At 53.8% G+C, this 21,002-nt stretch carries 13 protein-coding genes; 7 read left to right on the top strand and 6 right to left on the bottom strand.

What is annotated here, in order from left to right; translation table 11 throughout:
- Positions 1–48: 48 nt before the first annotated feature.
- Entirely contained in the window at positions 49–1,221 is a 1,173-nt protein-coding gene (fadA, locus tag ACFOMG_RS06335; protein WP_376865488.1) for an acetyl-CoA C-acyltransferase FadA, read from the bottom strand.
- 24 nt (positions 1,222–1,245) lie between these two features.
- Complete coding sequence (gene fadB, locus ACFOMG_RS06330; protein ID WP_376865487.1) at positions 1,246–3,393, bottom strand: fatty acid oxidation complex subunit alpha FadB; 2,148 nt, start codon at positions 3,391–3,393, stop codon at positions 1,246–1,248.
- Positions 3,394–3,748: 355 nt separating this feature from the next.
- On the opposite strand from fadB, the gene ACFOMG_RS06325 reads away from it, so the two are divergent.
- Positions 3,749–4,528, top strand: coding sequence for a hypothetical protein (locus ACFOMG_RS06325; RefSeq protein ID WP_376865485.1), 780 nt, complete (start codon positions 3,749–3,751; stop codon positions 4,526–4,528).
- A 64-nt stretch (positions 4,529–4,592) separates the two neighbouring features.
- Here ACFOMG_RS06325 and ACFOMG_RS06320 read toward each other — a convergent pair whose 3' ends face one another.
- Entirely contained in the window at positions 4,593–9,446 is a 4,854-nt protein-coding gene (locus ACFOMG_RS06320; protein ID WP_376865484.1) for an NAD-glutamate dehydrogenase, read from the bottom strand.
- A 218-nt stretch (positions 9,447–9,664) separates the two neighbouring features.
- Here ACFOMG_RS06320 and ACFOMG_RS06315 point away from each other — a divergent pair, with 218 nt between their 5' ends.
- From ACFOMG_RS06315 to ACFOMG_RS06290, 6 genes are read left to right on the top strand one after another with little or no spacing between them, the layout of a single operon-like run.
- Complete coding sequence (locus ACFOMG_RS06315; protein ID WP_376865483.1) at positions 9,665–10,624, top strand: AAA family ATPase; 960 nt, start codon at positions 9,665–9,667, stop codon at positions 10,622–10,624.
- Positions 10,624–11,556 (top strand): DUF58 domain-containing protein, encoded by a 933-nt coding sequence (locus tag ACFOMG_RS06310; RefSeq protein ID WP_376865482.1) that lies wholly within the window; start codon positions 10,624–10,626, stop codon positions 11,554–11,556. The genes ACFOMG_RS06315 and ACFOMG_RS06310 overlap by 1 nt, the downstream gene beginning before the upstream one ends.
- On the top strand, positions 11,556–12,086 hold the full coding sequence (locus ACFOMG_RS06305; protein WP_376865481.1) for a DUF4381 domain-containing protein: 531 nt from the start codon (positions 11,556–11,558) through the stop codon (positions 12,084–12,086). The genes ACFOMG_RS06310 and ACFOMG_RS06305 overlap by 1 nt, the downstream gene beginning before the upstream one ends.
- Positions 12,086–13,096, top strand: a complete 1,011-nt coding sequence (locus ACFOMG_RS06300) for a vWA domain-containing protein (RefSeq protein WP_376865479.1) — start codon at positions 12,086–12,088, stop codon at positions 13,094–13,096. Before ACFOMG_RS06305 ends, ACFOMG_RS06300 begins: the two co-directional genes overlap by 1 nt.
- A gap of 2 nt (positions 13,097–13,098) precedes the next feature.
- On the top strand, positions 13,099–15,021 hold the full coding sequence (locus tag ACFOMG_RS06295) for a vWA domain-containing protein (RefSeq protein WP_376865477.1): 1,923 nt from the start codon (positions 13,099–13,101) through the stop codon (positions 15,019–15,021).
- Positions 15,015–16,643, top strand: coding sequence for a BatD family protein (locus ACFOMG_RS06290; RefSeq protein ID WP_376865476.1), 1,629 nt, complete (start codon positions 15,015–15,017; stop codon positions 16,641–16,643). The genes ACFOMG_RS06295 and ACFOMG_RS06290 overlap by 7 nt, the downstream gene beginning before the upstream one ends.
- Before the next feature lie 2 nt (positions 16,644–16,645).
- Here ACFOMG_RS06290 and ACFOMG_RS06285 read toward each other — a convergent pair whose 3' ends face one another.
- Genes ACFOMG_RS06285 through ACFOMG_RS06275 form a run of 3 tightly spaced genes read right to left on the bottom strand, consistent with a single transcriptional unit; the run spans position 16,646 to position 20,884 of the window.
- The gene (locus tag ACFOMG_RS06285) at positions 16,646–17,290 is read right to left on the bottom strand and encodes a transglycosylase SLT domain-containing protein (protein WP_376865475.1); all 645 of its coding nucleotides are present in this window, start codon (positions 17,288–17,290) and stop codon (positions 16,646–16,648) included.
- Positions 17,291–17,303: 13 nt separating this feature from the next.
- On the bottom strand, positions 17,304–19,376 hold the full coding sequence (gene ligA / locus ACFOMG_RS06280) for an NAD-dependent DNA ligase LigA (RefSeq protein ID WP_376865473.1): 2,073 nt from the start codon (positions 19,374–19,376) through the stop codon (positions 17,304–17,306).
- A gap of 47 nt (positions 19,377–19,423) precedes the next feature.
- On the bottom strand, positions 19,424–20,884 hold the full coding sequence (locus tag ACFOMG_RS06275) for a cell division protein ZipA (protein ID WP_376865472.1): 1,461 nt from the start codon (positions 20,882–20,884) through the stop codon (positions 19,424–19,426).
- Positions 20,885–21,002 lie beyond the last annotated feature (118 nt).

Below are 21,002 nucleotides of genomic sequence, written 5' to 3'. Positions count from 1 at the left end.
ACATTGCGAGATGGTCTTTAACAAAGGCCAGCTGAGCGCAGTAGTTCGTTACATTCTTTCCCAAACGGTCGCGATACCCTGGCCTAAACCAATACACATGGTCGATACGCCGTATTTCGCATCTTTCTGCTCTAATACGTTGATCAGAGTAGTAGAGATACGCGCACCGGAACAACCCAGCGGGTGACCCAGAGCGATAGCACCGCCGTGGATGTTAATACGGTCTTCAGCGATGTCCGTCAGCTTCAGATCTTTAACACATGGCAGAGACTGAGCAGCAAACGCTTCGTTCAGTTCCCAGTAATCGATGTCAGTTACGTCCAGGCCAGCACGTTTCAGTGCTTTTTTGGTCGCAGGAACCGGACCGTAACCCATGATCGCAGCATCAACACCGGCAACCGCCATACCCAGAATACGGGCACGTGGCTTCAGACCCAGTTCCTGAGCTTTTTCGTAGCTCATCAGCAGCATGGCAGACGCACCGTCGGTGATCTGAGAAGAAGTACCAGCTGTTACGGTACCGCTCTTAGGATCGAATGCCGGACGCAGGTTACCCAGGCTTTCTGCTGTGGTTTCCGGACGAATGGTTTCATCTTCGGTTACCAGGATTTCTTTGCCATCAGCATCGTGACCGTACATAGGTACGATTTCGTTTTTGAAGTCGCCGTTCAGGGTTGCTGCGTGAGCACGACGGTGAGAACGCGCGGCGAACTCATCCTGTTGCTGACGTGAAATACCGTGCATTTTGCCCAGCATTTCCGCCGTCAGACCCATCATGTTGGATGCTTTAGCGAAGTACTTAGAAGACTCCGGGTTGTGATCGAAGCCGTGTTGCATGTTCACATGACCCATGTGCTCAACACCACCAACCACAAATACATCACCGTTACCGGTCTGAATTGCCTGAGCCGCAGTGTGAATAGCAGACATCGCTGAACCACACAGACGGTTAACGGTTTGTGCACCCGCTTCTTTTGGTACAACGGTGGTCAGAGAGATCTGACGAGCAACGTTGAAACCCTGTTCCAGAGTCTGGTTTACACAACCCCAGATCACATCTTCAACCAGCGCCGGGTTAACACCGGTGCGCTCGAACATGGCATTGATCAGGTTTGCAGAAATAGTCTCTGCACGTACGTTGCGGAATACACCACCTTTGGAACGACCCATTGGTGAGCGCACTGCGTCAACAACAACAACGTCTCTTGGATTGTAAGACATAGTTAAATTCTCCTAATGCGCTAATTAACCGAAGTAGCTTTCGCCGTTCGCAGCCATTTCACGCATGCGATCGGTTGGTTTGTACAGGTTGCCCAGGTCAGCGTACTTGTCGCACAGAGCAACAAATTCGGCCATACCCACAGTGTCCATGTAACGACATGCACCACCACGGAATGGAGGGAAACCAATACCGAAGATCAGACCCATATCGGCTTCGTTTGGCGTCTCAACGATGCCTTCTTCGATGCAGCGGGCTACTTCGATACACATTGGAATCATGCAGCGAGCGATGATTTCTTCAGCGTCAAATTCTTTGCTGTCGGCAACAACCGGTTTGATCAGCTCGTAAGTCTGCTCATCAACCACTTTCTTCGGCTTGCCTTTACGATCAGTTTCGTACTTGTAGAAACCGATGTTGTTCTTCTGGCCGTAACGCTCGTTTTCGAACATCACTTCCATTGCCGTTTTGAAGTCAGCCTTCATACGGTCAGGGAAACCTTCAGCCATCACTTCGTTAGCGTGAACACCGGTGTCGATACCCACAACGTCCAGCAGGTAGGCAGGACCCATTGGGAAGCCGAACTTCTCCATCACTTTGTCTACAGCCTGGAAGTCAGCGCCATCACGCACCAGACCAGCAAAACCAGCAAAGTAAGGGAACAGAACACGGTTAACCAGGAAGCCCGGGCAATCGTTTACAACGATTGGGGTTTTACCCATTTTCTTAGCGTAAGCAACAACGGTAGCAACGGCTTCTTCAGACGTTTTCTTACCACGGATTACTTCCACCAGAGGCATCATATGAACCGGGTTGAAGAAGTGCATACCCAGGAAGTTTTCCGGACGCTTCAGATCTTCAGCCAGCAGGTCGATAGAAATGGTCGAGGTGTTAGACGTCACGATGGTGTCTTCAGACACCTTGTCTTCCAGCTCAGCCAGAACCATTTTCTTAACTTTTGGATTCTCAACAACTGCTTCTACCACAGTGTCAACATCACCAAATTCTGCATAAGACAGAGTCGGACGAATGCGGTTCAGGGTTTCACCCATTGCCAGCGGCTTCATCTTCTTCTTCTCAACACGCTTGGCCAGCAGCTTGTTAGCTTCGTTCAGGCCCAGCTCGATACCGGCTTCAGCGATATCTTTCATCATGATTGGTGTGCCTTTCAGAGCAGACTGGTATGCAATACCACCGCCCATGATGCCTGCACCCAAAACAGCAGCCTTGTTGGTTGGCTTAGCGGCTTTGTCATAATCTTTGGCTTTTTTCTTCAGCAGCTGGTCGTTCAGGAACAGACCAATCAGAGCTTCGGACTCAGTAGTTTTAGCCAGTTTTGCAAAACCTTTTGCTTCTGCTTCCAGTGCCTTATCACGACCGGCATTGGCTGCTTTCTGCATGGTTTTGATCGCCAGGATTGGCGCAGGGTATTGACCCTTGGTCTGACCGGCAACGAAACCTTTGGCGGTTTCGAAAACCATCATTTGTTCCATGCTGTTCAGCTGCAACTTAGAGGTTTTCTCTTCGCGGCGAGCCTGCCAGTTGATTTCACCAGCAATGGCAGATTGCAGCATAGCGATAGACTGATCACGCAGTTTGTCTGCAGCAACCACGGCATCAACCGCACCGTCTTTCAGCGCTTTAGCTGGCTTGTTTTCAGCGCCCATGCAGATCCATTCGATCGCATTATCAGCACCAACCACACGTGGCAGACGAACAGTACCGCCAAAACCAGGCATCAGACCCAGTTTCACTTCCGGCAGACCGACTTTGGCTGCTTCAGACATAACACGCAGGTCAGACGCCAGACACATTTCGAAACCGCCACCCAGGGCGATGCCGTTGATAGCAGTCAGAGTCGGAACGTTCAGGTCTTCGAAAGCGTTAAAAATAACGTTTGCTTCCGCTACCCATGCTGCGATTTCTTCTTCGCTGTTTTTGAACGCATCGCCGAATTCGGTGATGTCTGCACCAACGATAAAGCAATCTTTACCGGAAGTTACCAGTACACCTTTAACGTCGCTGTTACCTTGAATCGCTTCAACTGCAGCCTTCAGGTCTTCCAAAGTAACACGGTTAAACTTGTTAACTGAGTCGCCTTGCAGATCGAATTTTAATTCGGCGATACCGCCTTCGATCATATTTACCGTGATGGCTTTACCTTCGTAAATCATCAACTGATCTCCACTTGGGTTAGCTTGAGCTGATCCGTCTGAAACGGAACCAGCATTTTGCTTGTGATTGAACCAACGCCCTGACCGTCACTGCTGTTAAACGGTCGATTCATACGAGCGTTTGAATCCGTGGTGCACACCTTCGTTCAAAGACGGGGGAAAGTCAATAGATTGACCGCAAAAGCTCCTTCCTGAGCCTTAGCCAAAGCCGGCCAGACGTTCAGCCGGGATAAATCCGCCAGGCAATTTTGTAATCATTTGTAACACCCTCTAGGGCATTCCGGGTCATATCCCATAAACTCAGCGGCAATACAGTCATTCCAAAAACAAAAAAAAGACGGTGGTGATAAGCACTATGTTCCGAGCAACCCTGATGCTGGCGCTCAGCCTGCTGGCGCAATTGACCCATGCCACTCCGCAACAACTGATGTCTGAATTGCAGCAGATGCGGCTTTCCTCTACCGAAGTGGTGACCAATTTTTATATGTTTACCGGCCTCGATGCCGATGCAAAATACGATCGCCGCATGCAGCAGGCACGGGAAACCTTTGAAACCGCGCTGGCCAATGCCACCGAACTGGCCATTGCCAATGGCGTCAGCGATGAGCTGGCGGCTATCACCTCAGACTGGAGCGGATTTACCAGGTTATTATCAGACAACCGCAACGACATGCTGACCCGGGGCTTTCCCAATGTCCGGCTGGTTGATGAAATGGACCGCGCCAATATCGACATCGTCAAAAAAGTAACCGAAACCTACGATCAACTGCAGCAAAGCAGTGGTATTCAGCCTTCTCCTATTGTGCAACAGGCCCGCCGTCTGTCATTGATCATGGAAGAAATTACCTCACAGTACGCCGCTCGTGGCACCACCAACCTGGGCCAGGTATTTATGGGTAATTCAGAACGCTCGCTGGAACAGATGGCTGATGAATTTCAGGCAGGCCTGGGCGAGCTGCGTGGCATGTTACGTGGTAAAAAAGTCGACAACATTCTGAAAAGCATCGACAGCAAATGGAAGTTTATGGCCGAATCAGTGAAGAACTACAACAAAAACACCGTACCGTTTCTGGTGGTCAGTTATAACGACCGCATCCTGATGCACCTGAAAGAAATCGAACAACGCTTTCAGTAACCCGCCTTAAATAATGCAAAGCCCGTTGTGCGTTGATAACGCCAACGGGCTTTGTTATGCCAGGTTATAGTTCGTCACATACCTTATGATGACGACTGGCCTGCGCCAGATCGAGCAGCTCCCGTAATGCCACTGACACCATGGGAAATTCCACGCTGTCGACATTTTTAAGCTCGGTTAACATACGATTCCAGCGCCCCAGCAGTGCTGCCTGCTCCTGTTCCCAGGCTCCAATCGCCGCCGCCAGGTCACCTTCCTGCTGCAACAGCCCTAACACGCCTTCGGCCAGAGCCCGCTGCTGCCAGTCGAGGTCATCACGCAGGGTCTCACGCGCCAGCCCTTCCCAGTGGCTGGGCGACGGCAAAGCATTAATCTGCTGCATAAACCAGCTGAGCGACAGCTGATCTCCCATTTCAAAATAGGTTTCCGCCACCAGGTTGACGTCGGTGCAACTCTGTTCAGCAACCTCAATAATCCCTAATGCCGAATACAGATTTGCTGCGCCAGCAGTAATCGATGCCAGATCCTGCGGCACACCCGCCGCCACCCGTTGTTCATAAAGGCGCTGCCAGCTTTCCAGCTCATCGCCTTTCAGAATATCGCCCAGCGACGTCATAATGTTTTTCACCGCCTCACGGAACTTATCAACTTCCGCTGCGATATCAACACTGGCGCGACGATTACGCAGGAACCAGCGACTGCCACGCCTTACCAGACGCATCAGATCCGCCATCATATCTTCCTGCAGGGTCGCGTCTATCTGGTAATCCAGCTCAGCGATCTGCTGCCAGCATTCCGGCAGAGAGAAAATATCACGTGCTGTCAGGTACGCCCGGGCAATATCACTGACACTGGCACCGGTGGAATCACTGAGGCGATTAACAAACGTAATGCCCATATAATTCACCATATCATTAGCCAGCTGAGTGGCTATGATCTCACTGCGCAAGCGATGCTTGTACATAGGTTCGGCAAACTGTTGCGCCAGGGTTTGAGGAAATGCCGTGGTTAAAATACCGGAGATATAACCGTCGCGGCAGATATCGGGATGATTCAGCCGCTCTTTTAAATCGGCCTTAGTATAGGAAATCAGCACTGACAACTCGGGCCGGGTTAATCCCTGAGACGCCGCCCGGCGCTCCGTCAGCGTTTCTTCATCCGGCAAAAACTCCAGCGCCCGGTTCAGCTTGCCGCTTTGTTCATAATCCCGCATCAGGCGAACATATTCGTCCAGCCGTTGCTGACAATCCCGGTGTGCTAAGGCAATCGCCTGGGTCTGGCGATAGTTATTCTGCAACACCAGCTCAGCGACCTGATCGGTCATCGACATAAAAATCTGATTGCGCTGCTTGCGGGTCAGATCACCGGCATCAAGAATTTCGTTGAGCATGATTTTGATGTTCACTTCGTGGTCGGAACAGTCAACCCCGGCAGCATTATCAATAAAGTCGGTATAGGAGGCACCGCCCTGTAAACCATATTCAATCCGGGCCAGCTGGGTCACCCCAAGATTCCCGCCCTCACCAATCACTTTGGCACGTACATCGCGGGCATCAATGCGCAACGCATCGTTGGCTTTGTCACCCACATCGGCGTGAGTTTCACTGCTGGCTTTAATATAGGTACCGATGCCGCCGTTCCAGATCAGATCGACCGGTGCTTTTAACAACGCACTGATCAGTTCATTCGGCGGCAGACGATCCGCACTGATACCAAACACCTGTTTCATTTCCGCAGATACCGGAATACTTTTAGCCGCCCGGGAGAAAACCCCGCCCCCTTTGGAGATCAGTGTTTTTTCGTAATCAGCCCAGGTTGATCGCGGCAAGTCGAACAACCGCTTCCGCTCGGCAAAGCTGCTGGCGGCATCCGGTGTCGGATCGATAAAAATATGCATATGATTAAAGGCCGCAACCAGGCAGATGTGGTCAGACAACAACATACCATTACCAAACACATCACCGGCCATATCGCCGATGCCCACCACCGAAAAATCCTGCTGCTGAACGTTATGCCCCTGCTCGCGGAAATGGCGCTGTACCGATACCCAGGCGCCCCGGGCAGTAATGCCCATTTTTTTATGGTCGTAACCAATGGAACCACCGGAGGCAAAACCATCGCCCATCCAGAAACCCCGGCTGACAGCAATTTCATTGGCAATATCGGAAAATGTTGCCGTACCTTTGTCAGCCGCAACCACCAGATAAGGGTCATCGGCATCATGGCGAACAACACACTGCGGCGGCACCACCTGACCTTCCACCAGATTATCTGTCACATCCAGCAGCGCGCTGATAAAGGTCTGATAACAACCAATGCCTTCGGCCATAAAGGCATCACGACCACCCTCTTTCGGCAACTGTTTGGCAACAAAGCCACCCTTGGCCCCCACAGGTACAATAACCGCATTTTTTACCTGCTGCGCTTTTACCAGACCCAGCACCTCGGTGCGGAAATCTTCACTGCGGTCCGACCAGCGCAAACCACCCCGGGCGACTTTACCGCCACGCAGATGCACCCCTTCCACCCGGGGAGAATAAACAAAAATCTCAAACATGGGCCGTGGCAGTGGCATTTCTGAGATGTCGGCCGGATTCATTTTAAAGGCGATATAATCTTTCGCCTGGCCGTTTTGATCGGGCTGGAAGAAGTTCGTCCGTAAAGTAGCGTGGATCAGCTCGATGTAACGGCGGATGGTGCGGTCTTCATTCAGCTGATCAACATTATCAAGTGCTTCTATTAAGGTTTGTTCACAAGCTTCCAGTCGTTGCTGACGCTGCTCCGCACTGACGTCCGACAAACCAAAACGCTGATGAAACAAATCCACCAGCCCGGCACTGATCGGAATATAACGCCCCAGGGTTTCGGCAATATAGGACTCAGAGATACCAAACCGGATCTGCTTCATATAACGGGCGTAACCGCGCAGGATGGCGATGTCCCGCCAGCCCAGCTGAGCGCCCAGCACCAAACGGTTAAAGCTGTCGTTTTCCGCTTTGCCCAGCCAGATAGCACGAAAAGAATCCTGAAACAGGCCTTTAACGTCGGTGATATTAATGGCATCGGCCAGATCGTATTTCAGCAGGAAATTATGAATCCAGATTTTTCCACCGTCCGCCAGGTGAATTTCATACGGGTGTTCACCCAACACCCGTAACCCCAGATTCTCCAGCACCGGAATCACATCCGACAAAGGTAAAATGGTATCGCGGTTAAACAGTTTAAAACGCAACTGGCCGGATTCTTCTTCCAGTTCACGATAAAAACTCATGGCCAGCTCGCCGCTGTCCAGCGTCTGCAGATTTTCCATATGCTGGATATCCGTCACCGCTGTACGGGCGGTAAAATTCTCACGATAACCCGCCGGAAACGCCTCGCGGTAGCGATGGAACTGATGATTGCCCTTTTCTTCGCCGACCTGTTCAATCAGCGCTGCGTGTAAGTCGTCCTGCCAGGAACGCACCACCTGGGTAATTTTTTTGGCAATCAGGGTGGCATCAAAATCGGACGATTTTTCCGGATTCAGACGCACCATAAAATGGGTCCGGGCCAGAATCGACTCAGAAAAATAAGTATTAAACTCCACATCCAGCGGTTCAAACTCCGATTCCAGCACCTGCTGCATTTTTTCCCGCAATTCAGTGTTGTAAATATCGCGTGGGATATAGGTCAGGCAGGATAAAAACTTACTGTATGGGTCCTTGCGCAAAAACACCCGGCTCTGACGCCGTTCCTGAATATTGAGAATCGCTACCGCCGTATCAGCCAGCTCACGCGCATTGGACTGTAACAATTCATCGCGGGGGTAAACTTCCAGAATTCGGTCCAGTTCTTTGGCGCTGTGACTGTGCCCGGCAAAGCCGGACAGACGCCGTACTTCTTTCAGCTTTTCACGAATGATGGGAATATTATTCGGCGTTTCAATATAAACGATGGACGTGTACAAACCGACAAAACGCAGGATGCCGGTCAGCTCCCCGTCATCGTTAAACTGTTTAATCACCACATAATCTGGATACGCCGGGCGATGAACCCGGCTGCGGGTACCGGACTTAAGAAAACTGATCAGTTTTTTCTGTTCAATAAAGTGCTGCACATCCGGGTCCAGCTCCTGTAGCTCAACCCGGGTTTTATCGTTATTACGGAACCGGAACACCCCCAGATCCTGATCATCCTGACGAAATGCCTCCAGACCTTTTTTACCGCGCCGGATATCAAACTCGTCGTAGGCAAGAAAGGTAAAATGATCACTTTTCAGCCACTGAATAAAGGCTTTTGCCTGTTTCTTCTCTGCCGCACTGAAGCTGTTGCTGCCATCAATCAGTGCCAGCCCCTGCTCGGTTTTTTCCAGAATGGCCGGATAATCAGCCACACAGTGCTGTACTTCTGACAATACAGACAATAACTCGGTGGTCAGATCTTCCAGTGTCTGGGTGTCCGAGTGATGATCAATTTCAATATAAATAATGGCTTCAGGACGGCTTTTTTTGCTGGCGCTGATCCAGCGTGCTCCCTGCTCGTCTTTGCTGGCCAGCAGCTTATGGCTTTTATCACGCTCCGCTTCCAGCACACAATAATGAATAGCGTGCAGTGACATCTGGCGGCGATTCAGTTCCATACGTACCGAGTCCACCAGAAACGGCATATCGTCACATACAATTTCGATCACGGTATGCAGGCATTGCCAGCCGTAGTTTTCATAATCCGGATTCAGCACCCGGACTTTGGCTTCACCGGGTTTACGGCTCTGAATCAGTTGCCAGCAGGACAAGGTGGCACCGTACACATCTTCCACCGAACGGGCGAGCAACTCCTCCATCGGCGCGGCTGAATAATATAAAGTCGAAAAATCGCGTAACAGCTCAGCCTGGGGTTCTTCGTTTCGTTCGCTGATCAATTGGTGCAGGGCGGTTAACATGCCGGTTTCCTTGTGCGCTACAGAGTTCCTGTTAAGCGTAGCAGCTTGTTACCCGTGCGGACTGTTACCAGTGCGCAAATATGCTGTGCCCGCGGCGCTCTTTACGCTCCTTTACGGCGTTCGACGAATCTTTCACCTCAAGCCGGGCCAATAGCGTTGACCGTTGCGGTTAATTCAATAAAATCATTGCTAAATCAAAGTATTAGGAAGCGAGATCGATGTCATTACAACAGGGATTCGCGCAACTGAAGGAATCACTGCAACAGCAGATCATTGGCCAGCCCCATCTGGTGGAACGTCTGATTATCAGTTTATTAGCCGACGGTCATTTATTGGTTGAAGGCGCCCCGGGGCTGGCAAAAACCAAAGCGATCAATGCGCTGGCCGATCGCATCGAAGGGGATTTTAAACGCATTCAGTTCACCCCCGACCTGTTACCCGGTGATATCACAGGGACTGAGATTTACCGGCCGCAACAACAGACTTTCGACTTTCAGGCCGGCCCGGTGTTCCACAACCTGATTCTGGCCGACGAAATTAACCGTGCACCAGCCAAGGTTCAGAGTGCCCTGCTGGAAGCCATGGCAGAACGTCAGGTAACCGTTGCCGGCGTCACCCGGGCATTACCCGAACTGTTTCTGGTGATGGCAACCCAGAACCCGATTGAACAGGAAGGTACTTACCCGCTGCCGGAAGCACAGCTCGACCGCTTCCTGATGCACGTCGTCATTGATTACCCCGACGCGGCTGCCGAACAGCAGATTTTACGTCTGGCGCGCGGTGAAGCATTACAGCAGCCAGCTGCCGACATCCTCAAGCTGGCCGCCGAAGATATCTTCAGTGCCCGCAAACAAGCGTTACGGTTACACATGAGCGAACCGGTTGAGCAATATATCGTGCAGCTGATTATGGCCACCCGCCAGCCCGCCGCTTATGGCGATGATCTGGCCAGCTGGATCGAATACGGCGCCAGCCCACGCGGCACTATTGCCCTCGATCGTTGCGCCCGCGCCCACGCCTGGTTACATGGCCGGGATTTTGTCAGCCCGGATGACGTCCAGGCCGTATTACACGACGTGTTGCGTCACCGCCTGCTGCTCAGCTTTGAAGCCGAAGCCAGCGGCATGAACGCCAATAAAGTGATCAATCAGCTGATTCAGCGCGTTGCCGTGGGCTGATGATGAACACGCACACAGGGTTTTCCAACGGTGCCGATATTCTGCCAGCCAACCTGGTCGGACTGCGTGAGCTCGCGCGACAACTGCCACTGGCGAAGCAGAAACGTATTCTGAATGATCTCAGCGGCAGCCACACTTCAGCGGTTCGTGGCCGTGGTATTGATTTTTCAGAAGTGCGGAATTACCAGCCCGGTGATGATATCCGGGCGATGGACTGGCGGGTCACCGCCCGTACCGGCGATCCGCATATCAAACTGTTTCGCGAAGAACGGGAACGGCCGGTACTGATCGTCTGTGACCTGCGCGCCAACATGCACTTCGGTACCCGGCAGACGTTAAAAGATGTCTTAGCAGCGGATATCAGCGCTCTGCTGGCCTGGGCAGCACTGGCCAATGGCGATCGCACCGGCGGGCTGATTTTTAACGATCAGCAGGAACAGGATCTGCGGCCGAAAACCGGCCGCAAACAGGTATTACAACTGCTGCATCAGCTGGCCGATATGCCGGCATCTGCCCCGGCGGATGGCCAGCAGCGCATGCAGCAGATGTGTCGCCATCTGCGCCGCATTGTGCGCCCCGGCAGTGCGGTATATTTTATCAGCGACTGGCTCGGCTTTGATGATGAGTGTGAACGCCAGTTATTCAGCGTCAGTCGCCACAGCGACATCAGCGCCATTCGGCTATACGATCCGATGGAAGCGCAACTGCCACCCCCGGGGCTGTACAACCTGACGGATGGCAGGCAAAAAATTATCCTCGACAGTTATTCCCACACCAGTCGGGAAGCACATCAACAGGCTTATCAGCAACAACGGCAACAACTGCAACACTATATGTTGCGGTTAAAGGTGCCATTACTGGAAATTGCCACCAGTGATGAACCACTCAGCGCCTTACGACAAGGGCTGGGTCTCAACGGAGGACGCCGCTGATGCAACCCCAGCAAGCGCTAGTCCCTCAGCCGGGCGTAAGCAACCCGCCGTTACCGCTGGAAGCGTTATCCAACCCGGCAGCAATCAGCTGGTGGCCGCCGGCACCCGGCTGGTGGATATTATTGTTACTCTGCCTGTTGTTACTGGCCGCCCTGATATACGCTGGCTGGCGTTATATCCACCAGCAACGCGACCGGCGCCAGGCACAACAGCTGTTGCGTCAGGCCTACCTCAGCTGGCAGAAGCAGCGCGACGATCAGCAACTGTTGCAACAGTGTAATCAGATTCTTAAACGTTATTGCCGGCAACGTTTTCCGTCCGCGTTAGCGCTGCACGGCGAGCAGTGGCTGACCTTCCTGAACCAAAGCACCGGGCAGCCGGTATTCACGCAGCCGCTGGCAGATGCGCTGACACACGGTTTGTATTGCCAGCCACAACAATTACCCGATCTCGACGGCACCGCTCTGCATCAGAGTTGTCAGCGCTGGTTGCGCCGTGCCGCAGCCAAACATCTAGCGGAGGCCAACTGATGGAATGGCACTGGCCCTGGGCATTTCTGTTATTACCCCTGCCCTGGATTGTGCGTGGATTTATGCCACCGGCCCGGGTGCAACAGGCGGCGCTGAAAGTACCGTCTCTGCTGCCCTGGCAGCAAACACCAGGTGCTGCCAGCCATAACCGTCAGCCAGGCTGGCAGCACTGGCTGTTACCACTGCTGACCTGGGTAGCACTGCTGACAGCGCTGGCCCGCCCGTACCACAGCGGCGAGGTGGTTCAGGTACCGGCCAGCGGCCGCGACCTGATGCTGGCCGTGGATATTTCCGGCAGCATGCAGATTGAAGATATGCAGTGGCAGCAGCGTCCGGTTAATCGTCTGCAGCTGGTCAAAGAAGTGGTTAATGACTTTATTGATCAGCGCCAGGGCGATCGCCTCGGGCTGGTATTGTTTGGTTCCGGCGCCTATCTGCAGGCTCCGCTGACCTTCGACAGCCATACCGTGCAGCAATTCCTGAACGAAGCTCAGATTGGCCTGGCCGGTAAAGAAACCGCCATCGGCGACGCCATCGGCCTGACCATTAAGCGCCTGAAAGCCAATCCGGAAAGCAGCCGGGTAATGATATTGTTAACGGATGGCGCCAATACCGCCGGCGAAGTGGAACCTTTAAAAGCCGCCGAACTGGCTGCCCATTATCAGGTAAAAATCTACACTGTCGGCCTGGGTGCCGACGTGATGGAAGTCCCCAGCTTTTTTGGTACCCGGCGGGTCAACCCGTCACGCGACCTCGATGAACAAAGCCTGCAACAGATCGCTGACAGTACCGGCGGCCACTTTTTCCGCGCCCGCAACAGTCAGGAACTGCAACAGATTTACCAGCTGATCGACGAGCTGGAACCCACCGAACAGGACCCACAAAAATACCGCCCGCAGCAAAACCTGTATCACTGGCCACTGCTGCTGGCGTTTATTGCCAGCCTGTTGCTGGCGTTACAACAACCACCACTCGGCCACTGGTGGCGTGGCAGTAAAGGGGGCCAATAACCATGGAGTTGCTCAGCCAGTTTCATTTTTTACGTCCGGCCTGGTTGCTGTTGTTACTTCCGGCACTGTTGCTGTTTTTCCTGTTGCTGAAACGCCGCCTGAATGCCGGCCACTGGGCCGGGGTTATCGACGAGCATTTATTGCCACACGTACTGGATCGTTCATTGCAGAGCCACAACGGTCGTTCACTGTGGCTGATTTTATCAGCCTGGCTACTGGCCAGCCTGGCATTGGCCGGCCCCAGCTGGGAAAAGGTAGCGGCACCCGCCAGTAAAAATCAGGATGCACTGGTCATTCTGCTGGATATGTCGTTATCCATGGGTGCTCAGGACGTTAAACCCGACCGTGCTACCCGTGCGATTCAGAAAGTCACCGACATTCTGCGCTTGCGCCAGGATGGCCTGACGGCCCTGGTCAGTTATTCCGGCGACGCCCATACCGTCACCCCGCTGACCGATGACCGCGACACCATCGAGAACCTGTTGCCATCGCTATCGCCGTATATCATGCCGAAACCCGGCAGCCGGCCGGATAAAGCCATTGCCCTGGCACAGCAACTGGTCAGCGACAGTGGTATTAACCGCGCGCAGTTATTGCTGATCACCGATGGCATCATCAACAAAGACATTCAGCGCATCCGCAAGGTGTACGATGCTCAGCGCTTTGATCTCAGCATTATTGCCGTCGGCACCGCCGAGGGTGCCCCGATCGCCATGCCCAACAGTGGTTTTCTGCGCGATGGCCAGGGCACGATTGTTCTGCCGCAACTGGATCTGGCGCCGATTCAGGCGCTGGCTTCAGAACTCAGCATCGACTGGCAACCACTGCGTTACGACGATGCTGACTGGCAAACCCTGCTGCGTGATCGGGTGACAGACGACCCCGGCCAGTACCACGCCGGCCAAACCGAATTTGACCAGTGGCAGGATCAGGGTTACTGGCTGCTGTTTCTGGTATTACCCCTGGCACTGATTCCGTTCCGCCGGGGAGTGGTTTTTGTGTTGCCGATGGCACTGGGGATGACACTGATAACCAGCCCCTCTGAGCTGCAGGCAGCTCAGAGCGATTCCTCCTCCAGCGCTGCAACTGTCTGGCAAAACCTGTGGCAAACCCCCGACCAGCAAGGTGCCAGTCTGTTAGCACAGGATCCGGCCGCTGCGGCACAACGTTTCGAAAACGACGACTGGCGCGGCGTAGCCGCCTATCAGGCAGGGGATTATCAGCAGGCAGCGCAGGCGTTTGCCAATAACCACAGCGCAGCCGGACGCTACAACTATGGCAATGCGCTGGCCCAGGCCGGGCAACTGGAACAGGCGCTGGCAGCTTATGAAGAAGCTCTGGCACAACAACCGGATTTTGCCGCTGCACAAAAAAACAAAGCCATTACCGAGCAGGCTTTAAAGCAACAGCAACAGCAACAGCAACAGCAACAGCAGTCTCAGTCACAACCGCAGGACGGGCAAGCGCAGCAGGGTACGCCACAAAATGAGCCATCTGCTGCGCAACAACAACAACAACAACAACAACAACAACAACAACAACAACCGACCGACGACAAGAGTTCACAAACCAGCCGCAACGACGATGAGCAACAGTCGGCGGACAGCGCCTCGTCATCCGCAGAACCGGACGAAAACAAGCAACAACAGGACACCCAATCTGGTACCGACGAGCAGCAGCCGGCTACAGCAGCACAAACCAGTCCCGATACGGACGAGGACGATACCAGCGACAGCGATAACGACTCCCCCGCCCAAAACCAGAACTCACTGAGCCAGGCGGAGCGCGAACAACAGCAGGCCATGGAACAATGGCTGAACCGAATTCCGGACGACCCGGGTAATTTATTACAACAAAAGTTCCTGTATCAGTATCGGCAACAAGCCCGGGAACAGGCAGAAACCGAGGAGGATGTTCTATGGTAAGCCGGTTAACCTGCGTCTGGCTGTGCTGGTTGTTACTGGCGGCGCTGCCCGCCCAGGCGGCAACTCTGTCAGCGGCCGTCGACCGTAAAGCCATCAGTGAAGACGACACCTTAACGCTGATGGTGCGTTACAGTGACAGCGCCGGCCTGAAAAAGCCCGATTTTTCTGCCCTGCAGCAGGACTTCCGCATTTTGCTGAATCGCAGCGCCTCACAAATCACCTTACGCGGCGCTTATACCGAATGGCAACTGCGACTGGCGCCGAAACGCACCGGTACACTGACAATTCCGGCATTCAGCTTTGCCGGCAGTCGCACTCAGCCCATTGATATTCAGGTGGCGCCGTTATCCGCCGCGGCCAAACAAAAACTGGCGGAAGATTTTTTCTTCAAAATCGAAGTCAGTCAGGGGCCGGCGTATGTCCAGGGACAAATTCTGTACCACGAAAAACTGTTTTACCGGGTAATGCCGGAAGATCCGTCGCTGTCGGACTTCCGGGTCACCGATGCCCGGGTAGAGCCACTGGGCGATGTTCGTTCTTATCAGGTCAATATCGACGGTGAACGGCTTGGTGTGTACGAACGTAACTTTGCGATTTTTCCGGAACAAAGTGGCGAGCTGGTGATTCCCGGCCAGCGTTTCAGCGCCCGGGTTCCCAACCCCTACGATCGCTGGAGCAGCGGCCGCCAGATCAACCTGACCAGCAAACCAATCCGGCTTGAGGTCAACGCCATTCCGGACAACTACCCTCAGGCTCCCTGGTTACCGGCCAACCGGCTGAAAATCAGCGAAACCTTCAGCCGTGACAACCAACAGCCCTGGGTTCAGGGTGAACCGGTTACCCGCACCATACGCATTGAAGCGGAAGGCCTGGCAGGCAGTCAGATACCGGCCGTAGCACTGCCGGTGGTGGATAAACTGCGCTATTACCCGGATCGTTCAGAACACAGCGATCAGATCGATAAAAACGGCATCACCGGTGTACTGGAACAGTCGCTGGCCATCGTACCGACCAGCGACGGGCGGCTGATTCTGCCGGAAATTCGTATCCCCTGGTGGAATACCCGGCTCGGCAGTGTTGAATACGCCGTGTTGCCAGCACGTACCATCGATGTCAGCGCCAGCCAGGCTGCGGCCATGCCCGCCGGTACAGCAAACAATACCAGAGCCAGCGCAGAGGCAGCGCCTGCCGGCGGCCAGGGAATCTGGGTCCTGATTTCAGCACTGCTGTTGTTAAGCAATTTTGTGCTGGGTTTTCTGTTATGGAACAGCAAGCAACAAACAGACAGTCAGCATGACAAAACACCACGTGACGAGCATGACGAAAAATATTACTGGAAAGCGCTGCAACAGGCAGCACGTCAGAACGACGCCGGCCGCTTCCGCCATGCTCTAATTCATTGGGCACAGCTGCACTTACAACAACCGCAGCTGATCACTCTGGAGCAGATCAGCCAGAGCTGTAATGAGCCACAGCTAACACAAGGATTGCGGCAACTGGATAACAGCCTGTATGCCGCTCAGTGCGGTGACACACCGGATTTGGCCGCACTACTGAAATGCCTCAACCGGCTGACTGCCAACAATCGCCAGATGCCGGGGCTGGCGCCATTATATTCATAGCTTCAGCCCAGCGGCGGTTGCAGATAGCGGTTTTCCTGGCCAAATAAGGTGCGCCAGAACCAGCCGCTTTCCAGATCTTCCCGGCACTGCACCAGCTGGCGCTGATACAACTTTGCGCGGCGCTCAACTTTCTTCGCCACCTTAATTAACCAGGGTTTGTTTTTATAGCTGCCGCGCAGATAACCGCCAGCGCCATCGTGATACGCCAGATACAGACGGTACGCATCGTGCGATGGAATGCCGGTGCGTTTAATGGTGCGGGCGTTATACCAGCCAATAAAATCCACCGCATCTTCAAACTCGTCGCGGTCGGCCCCCCAGTTACCACTGAGGCGGCGATATTCATCCCAGGTACCATCCAGCGCCTGAGCATAGCCATAAGCCGATGATGGCCGCGGGCCGGGAATAATCCATAAAAACCACTCGCGTGGCGGGCGGTTATCACCAATAAATTTCGATTCCTGATGAATAAACGCCATGCTGACCGACACCGGAACGCCGTATTTTTTCTGTACCGCTTTTGAGGCGTTATACCAGTCGTAATATTCATCAAATATATCGCACACATCACCAATATTTTTTGGCTGAGGCGCGGTACAGGCAGATAACCCCAGCAGGCTGAATAGCAGCAGAATATAACGCCCCATTGTCGTCCTCGCGTCAGTCGTGTTGTATACCGTGTTGATCTAACAGCGCCATAAAGGCGTCGTTATCGAGCACTTCTACCTCCAGCTGCTGTGCCTTGGTCAGCTTGCTGCCGGCCTTTTCTCCGGCCACCAGAAAATCGGTTTTTTTCGACACACTGCCACTCACTTTAGCTCCCAGCTGCTGCAGATAATCTTTCGCCTGATCGCGACTCATGCTGGCCAGCGTACCGGTAATCACCGCTGTTTTTCCGGCCAGAGGGGCGTCGTCATCCTGACCCTGCGGTTCCGCTTCCGGCCATGCAACACCGGCATCCTGAAGTTGCTCAATAATGTCGCGGTTATGAGGCTCAGCAAAGAAATTAACGATATGACTGGCGACGATATCACCCACATCACTGACCGCTAATAACGCGTCTTTTTCAGCCGCCATAATGCGCTGTAAAAAACCAAAATGAGAAGCCAGGTTATTGGCCGTCACCGTGCCGACCTCACGAATACCCAACGCGTATAAAAACCGCGCCAGTGTGGTTTTTTTCGACGCCTGTAACGCGTCCAGCACGTTCTGCGCCGATTTTTCCGCCATCCGTTCCAACCCGGCCAGCTGCTCCAGCGTCAGGTGAAACAAATCGTCCACTGAATCGATCAGCTGTTGCTCCACCAGCTGATCGATCAGCTTATCGCCCAACCCTTCGACATCCAGCGCTTTGCGCGAAACAAAATGTTTGATCGCTTCTTTGCGCTGCGCCGAACAGATTAAACCACCGGTACAGCGGGCCACCGCTTCACCCTCGACCCGCTCAATGTGAGAATCACACACCGGGCAGCGGGATGGAAAGACGATATCGGTCGCGTTATCCGGGCGACGATCCAGCACCACGGACACCAGCTGCGGAATCACGTCTCCTGCGCGACGAATCACGACGGTATCGCCAATTTTCACACCCAGCCGGGCTATTTCATCGGCGTTATGCAGCGTCGCATTACTGACCACCACACCTGCCACTTTAACCGGTTTTAACCGCGCTACCGGCGTAATTGCGCCGGTACGCCCAACCTGGAAATCCACCTGTTCCAGCTCGGTCATTTGTTCAACGGCAGGAAATTTATACGCAATCGCCCAGCGTGGTGCCCGGGCAACAAAGCCAAGACGTTGCTGTAATGCCAGGTTATTTACCTTAAATACGGTACCATCAATTTCGTACGGCAAAGAGTGACGTTTGTCACCCAGACCGGCGTAAAACGCTTGCGCCTCAGCCAGGCTGCCGGCCACCGTCAGCTCCGGATTAATTTTGATGCCCCAGCTGTGAATCTGCTGAAATATGTCACTTAATGTGGCTGGCAGCGCAAAATCATCACTGACCACACCCAGGCCATAAGAACAGAATTCCAGCGGCCGCCTGGCGGTAATTTTTGAGTCCAGCTGGCGTAATGAACCCGCGGCAGCATTACGCGGATTGGCAAATACCTTGCCACCGGCAGCCAGCGCTTTCTGGTTATACGCTTCAAATCCGGCCAGTGGCATATACACTTCACCACGAATTTCCACCCGCTGCGGGTAGTCACCCGACAGTCGTAACGGCACATTATTAATGGTGCGCACGTTATCGGTAATATTTTCTCCGGTTTCACCATCACCCCGGGTTGCCGCGCGGATCAGCACGCCGTCTTGATACAATAAACTGACGGCCGCGCCGTCGAGTTTTGGCTCACACACCAGCTCAACATCACCGGTATCATTCAGCTGTTTCTGCAGGCGGGCATAAAAATCGGCAAATTCGGTGGCATTCATGGCGTTATCCAGCGATAACATCGGCATTTCATGCGTCACATTATCGAAAGCCGACAACGGCGTGGCCCCGACTTTCTGAGTCGGCGAATCCGGCGTTTTCAGCTCTGGCCGGGCACCTTCGATATCCTGTAGCTCACGCAACAAACGATCGTATTCGGCATCCGGTACGGTTGGATTATCCAGCACATAATATTGATGGTTATAAAGATTCAGAGCGTCGCGCAACTGCTGGGCACGCGCCGAAACGTCAACCGCCGCAGAGTCTGCGGCGGTATTAAGAGAATTTTTTTCAGTCATAGTGGCGTTTGGCCATCATTCCGGTTGGGGTAAAGCAGGCGCTGAGGTTACAGCGCTCCCTGTTTTTTCAGCAGCAGGTGCTGATAACGTTCAAAGTCCATAATTTCCTGGCGGTTCGCTTCCACCGTTTGTGGCGTCAGTGCACTCAGGCTTTCGTCCAGCATATCGGCTTTCAGGTTACGGCTGACCACCATCGCCATTTCATACATGGCTTCGTAGGCTTCCAGCGGTCGCCGGGCACCCGGCAGACTCATAAAGAAACTCAGGCCACGGCAATACTGATCGGCCATTCGTGCCGGTTCAAAGGTGCCGGGCTCGTGGCACTGCGAAACTGAAAACTGCACACAGCCCGCGCCATCGGCCTCTTCGAAACGGTGAAAAATATTCTTTTCACCGTAACGCAAATCGCAGGAGTTAAATAAATAAATCAGATCACTGCCTTTAAAGCCCTGTTCCGTGCGGGGAATCGTATGAATCACCAGTACCACTTCGGCATCCGGGCGATGGGCCAGCACCTCGGCATCCGGCCCGGCAAAGTTCACTGGCTGGGTGATAATCCGGCTGGTATCGTTCAGCGCCCGGCTGACGTCTTCCGGCTCTGCTTCCTGCTCCAGATGAGGATCGTTAATCTGTTGAGGGTCTTCCAGCTCGGCAATGTATTCCAGCGCATTTTCACGGCTGTTAATATCCGCGGGGGTTGCGTCCTCATCCCGGGCAGGAGGATTCTGCTCAGCGGCCACCTCTGCGACCTCGGCATCAGTATCCGCTTCAATACTCTGCGCCATGACTCCGGGATCTTCGGCCACACTTTCGGCCACACCGACGTCAACGCCGGCTGCAACGGTTGTAACCAGCTGTTCATCGCTGCTGTCAGGCTGTGAGGTGCTGCACTCAGAATCATCGGCGCACGTTTCCACTTCTGCCTGAGTGTCTTGTTCAGCCAGCGTAACCGCAGCCGTTTCCGCCACAACCTCGGTTTCATCACCCAGTTCTTCAACATCCAGTAACACCGGCACCTGCTCATCCAGGTTAACCGGTTTCGCTTTCGGGATCAGGGGAGAATCGGGCCGTGGCTGTTCCGCTTCGGCAGCACTGCTTGCTTGTGATGCCTCTGAGGTTTGTTCAACTTCTGCCAGGGGTTCATCATCCAGCGCAGAAAAACCGGGGAAAGCGTCAGAGACGTTATCCGCTTCATTATCAGAGGCCGACAGATTGCCTAATTCCTGCGCCGGATTTTCGCCGCCCAAACCGGCTTCGGGGGGATTGTCCGGGGCGATGAAACCCGCCTCGGGTTGTTGCGTTTCTGCCACAGGAGACTGGCTGACAACACGGACTTCACCGGGCAGCTCAGGGTTGTAACCCTCTTCCGGAAATTTAAAATCGTCCGAAACATCCAGCCGCAGAGCTTCAGCACGTGCGCGCCGCATGCGCCGAAAACCATCCACCAGAATCATAACCATCGCCAGCAATCCCAACAGGATCATGACGGTGCGCCAGCTCCATTCCATATCAGCCTCTTACTCTGTTAACCCATGACACAATAAAACCTCAGCCCGGTAAAGACCGGTAAAACACCCGGACTGATCGACGCTCAAGTTTGTCATAAGCCTGCGCCTGATGACAGTG

Origin of the sequence: Bacterioplanoides pacificum (assembly GCF_042648445.1) — a bacterium.
GTDB lineage: Bacteria > Pseudomonadota > Gammaproteobacteria > Pseudomonadales > Oceanobacteraceae > Bacterioplanoides > Bacterioplanoides pacificum.
Note: the sequence above shows the minus strand (reverse complement) of the source record. Positions and strands in the feature narration are given on the sequence as shown.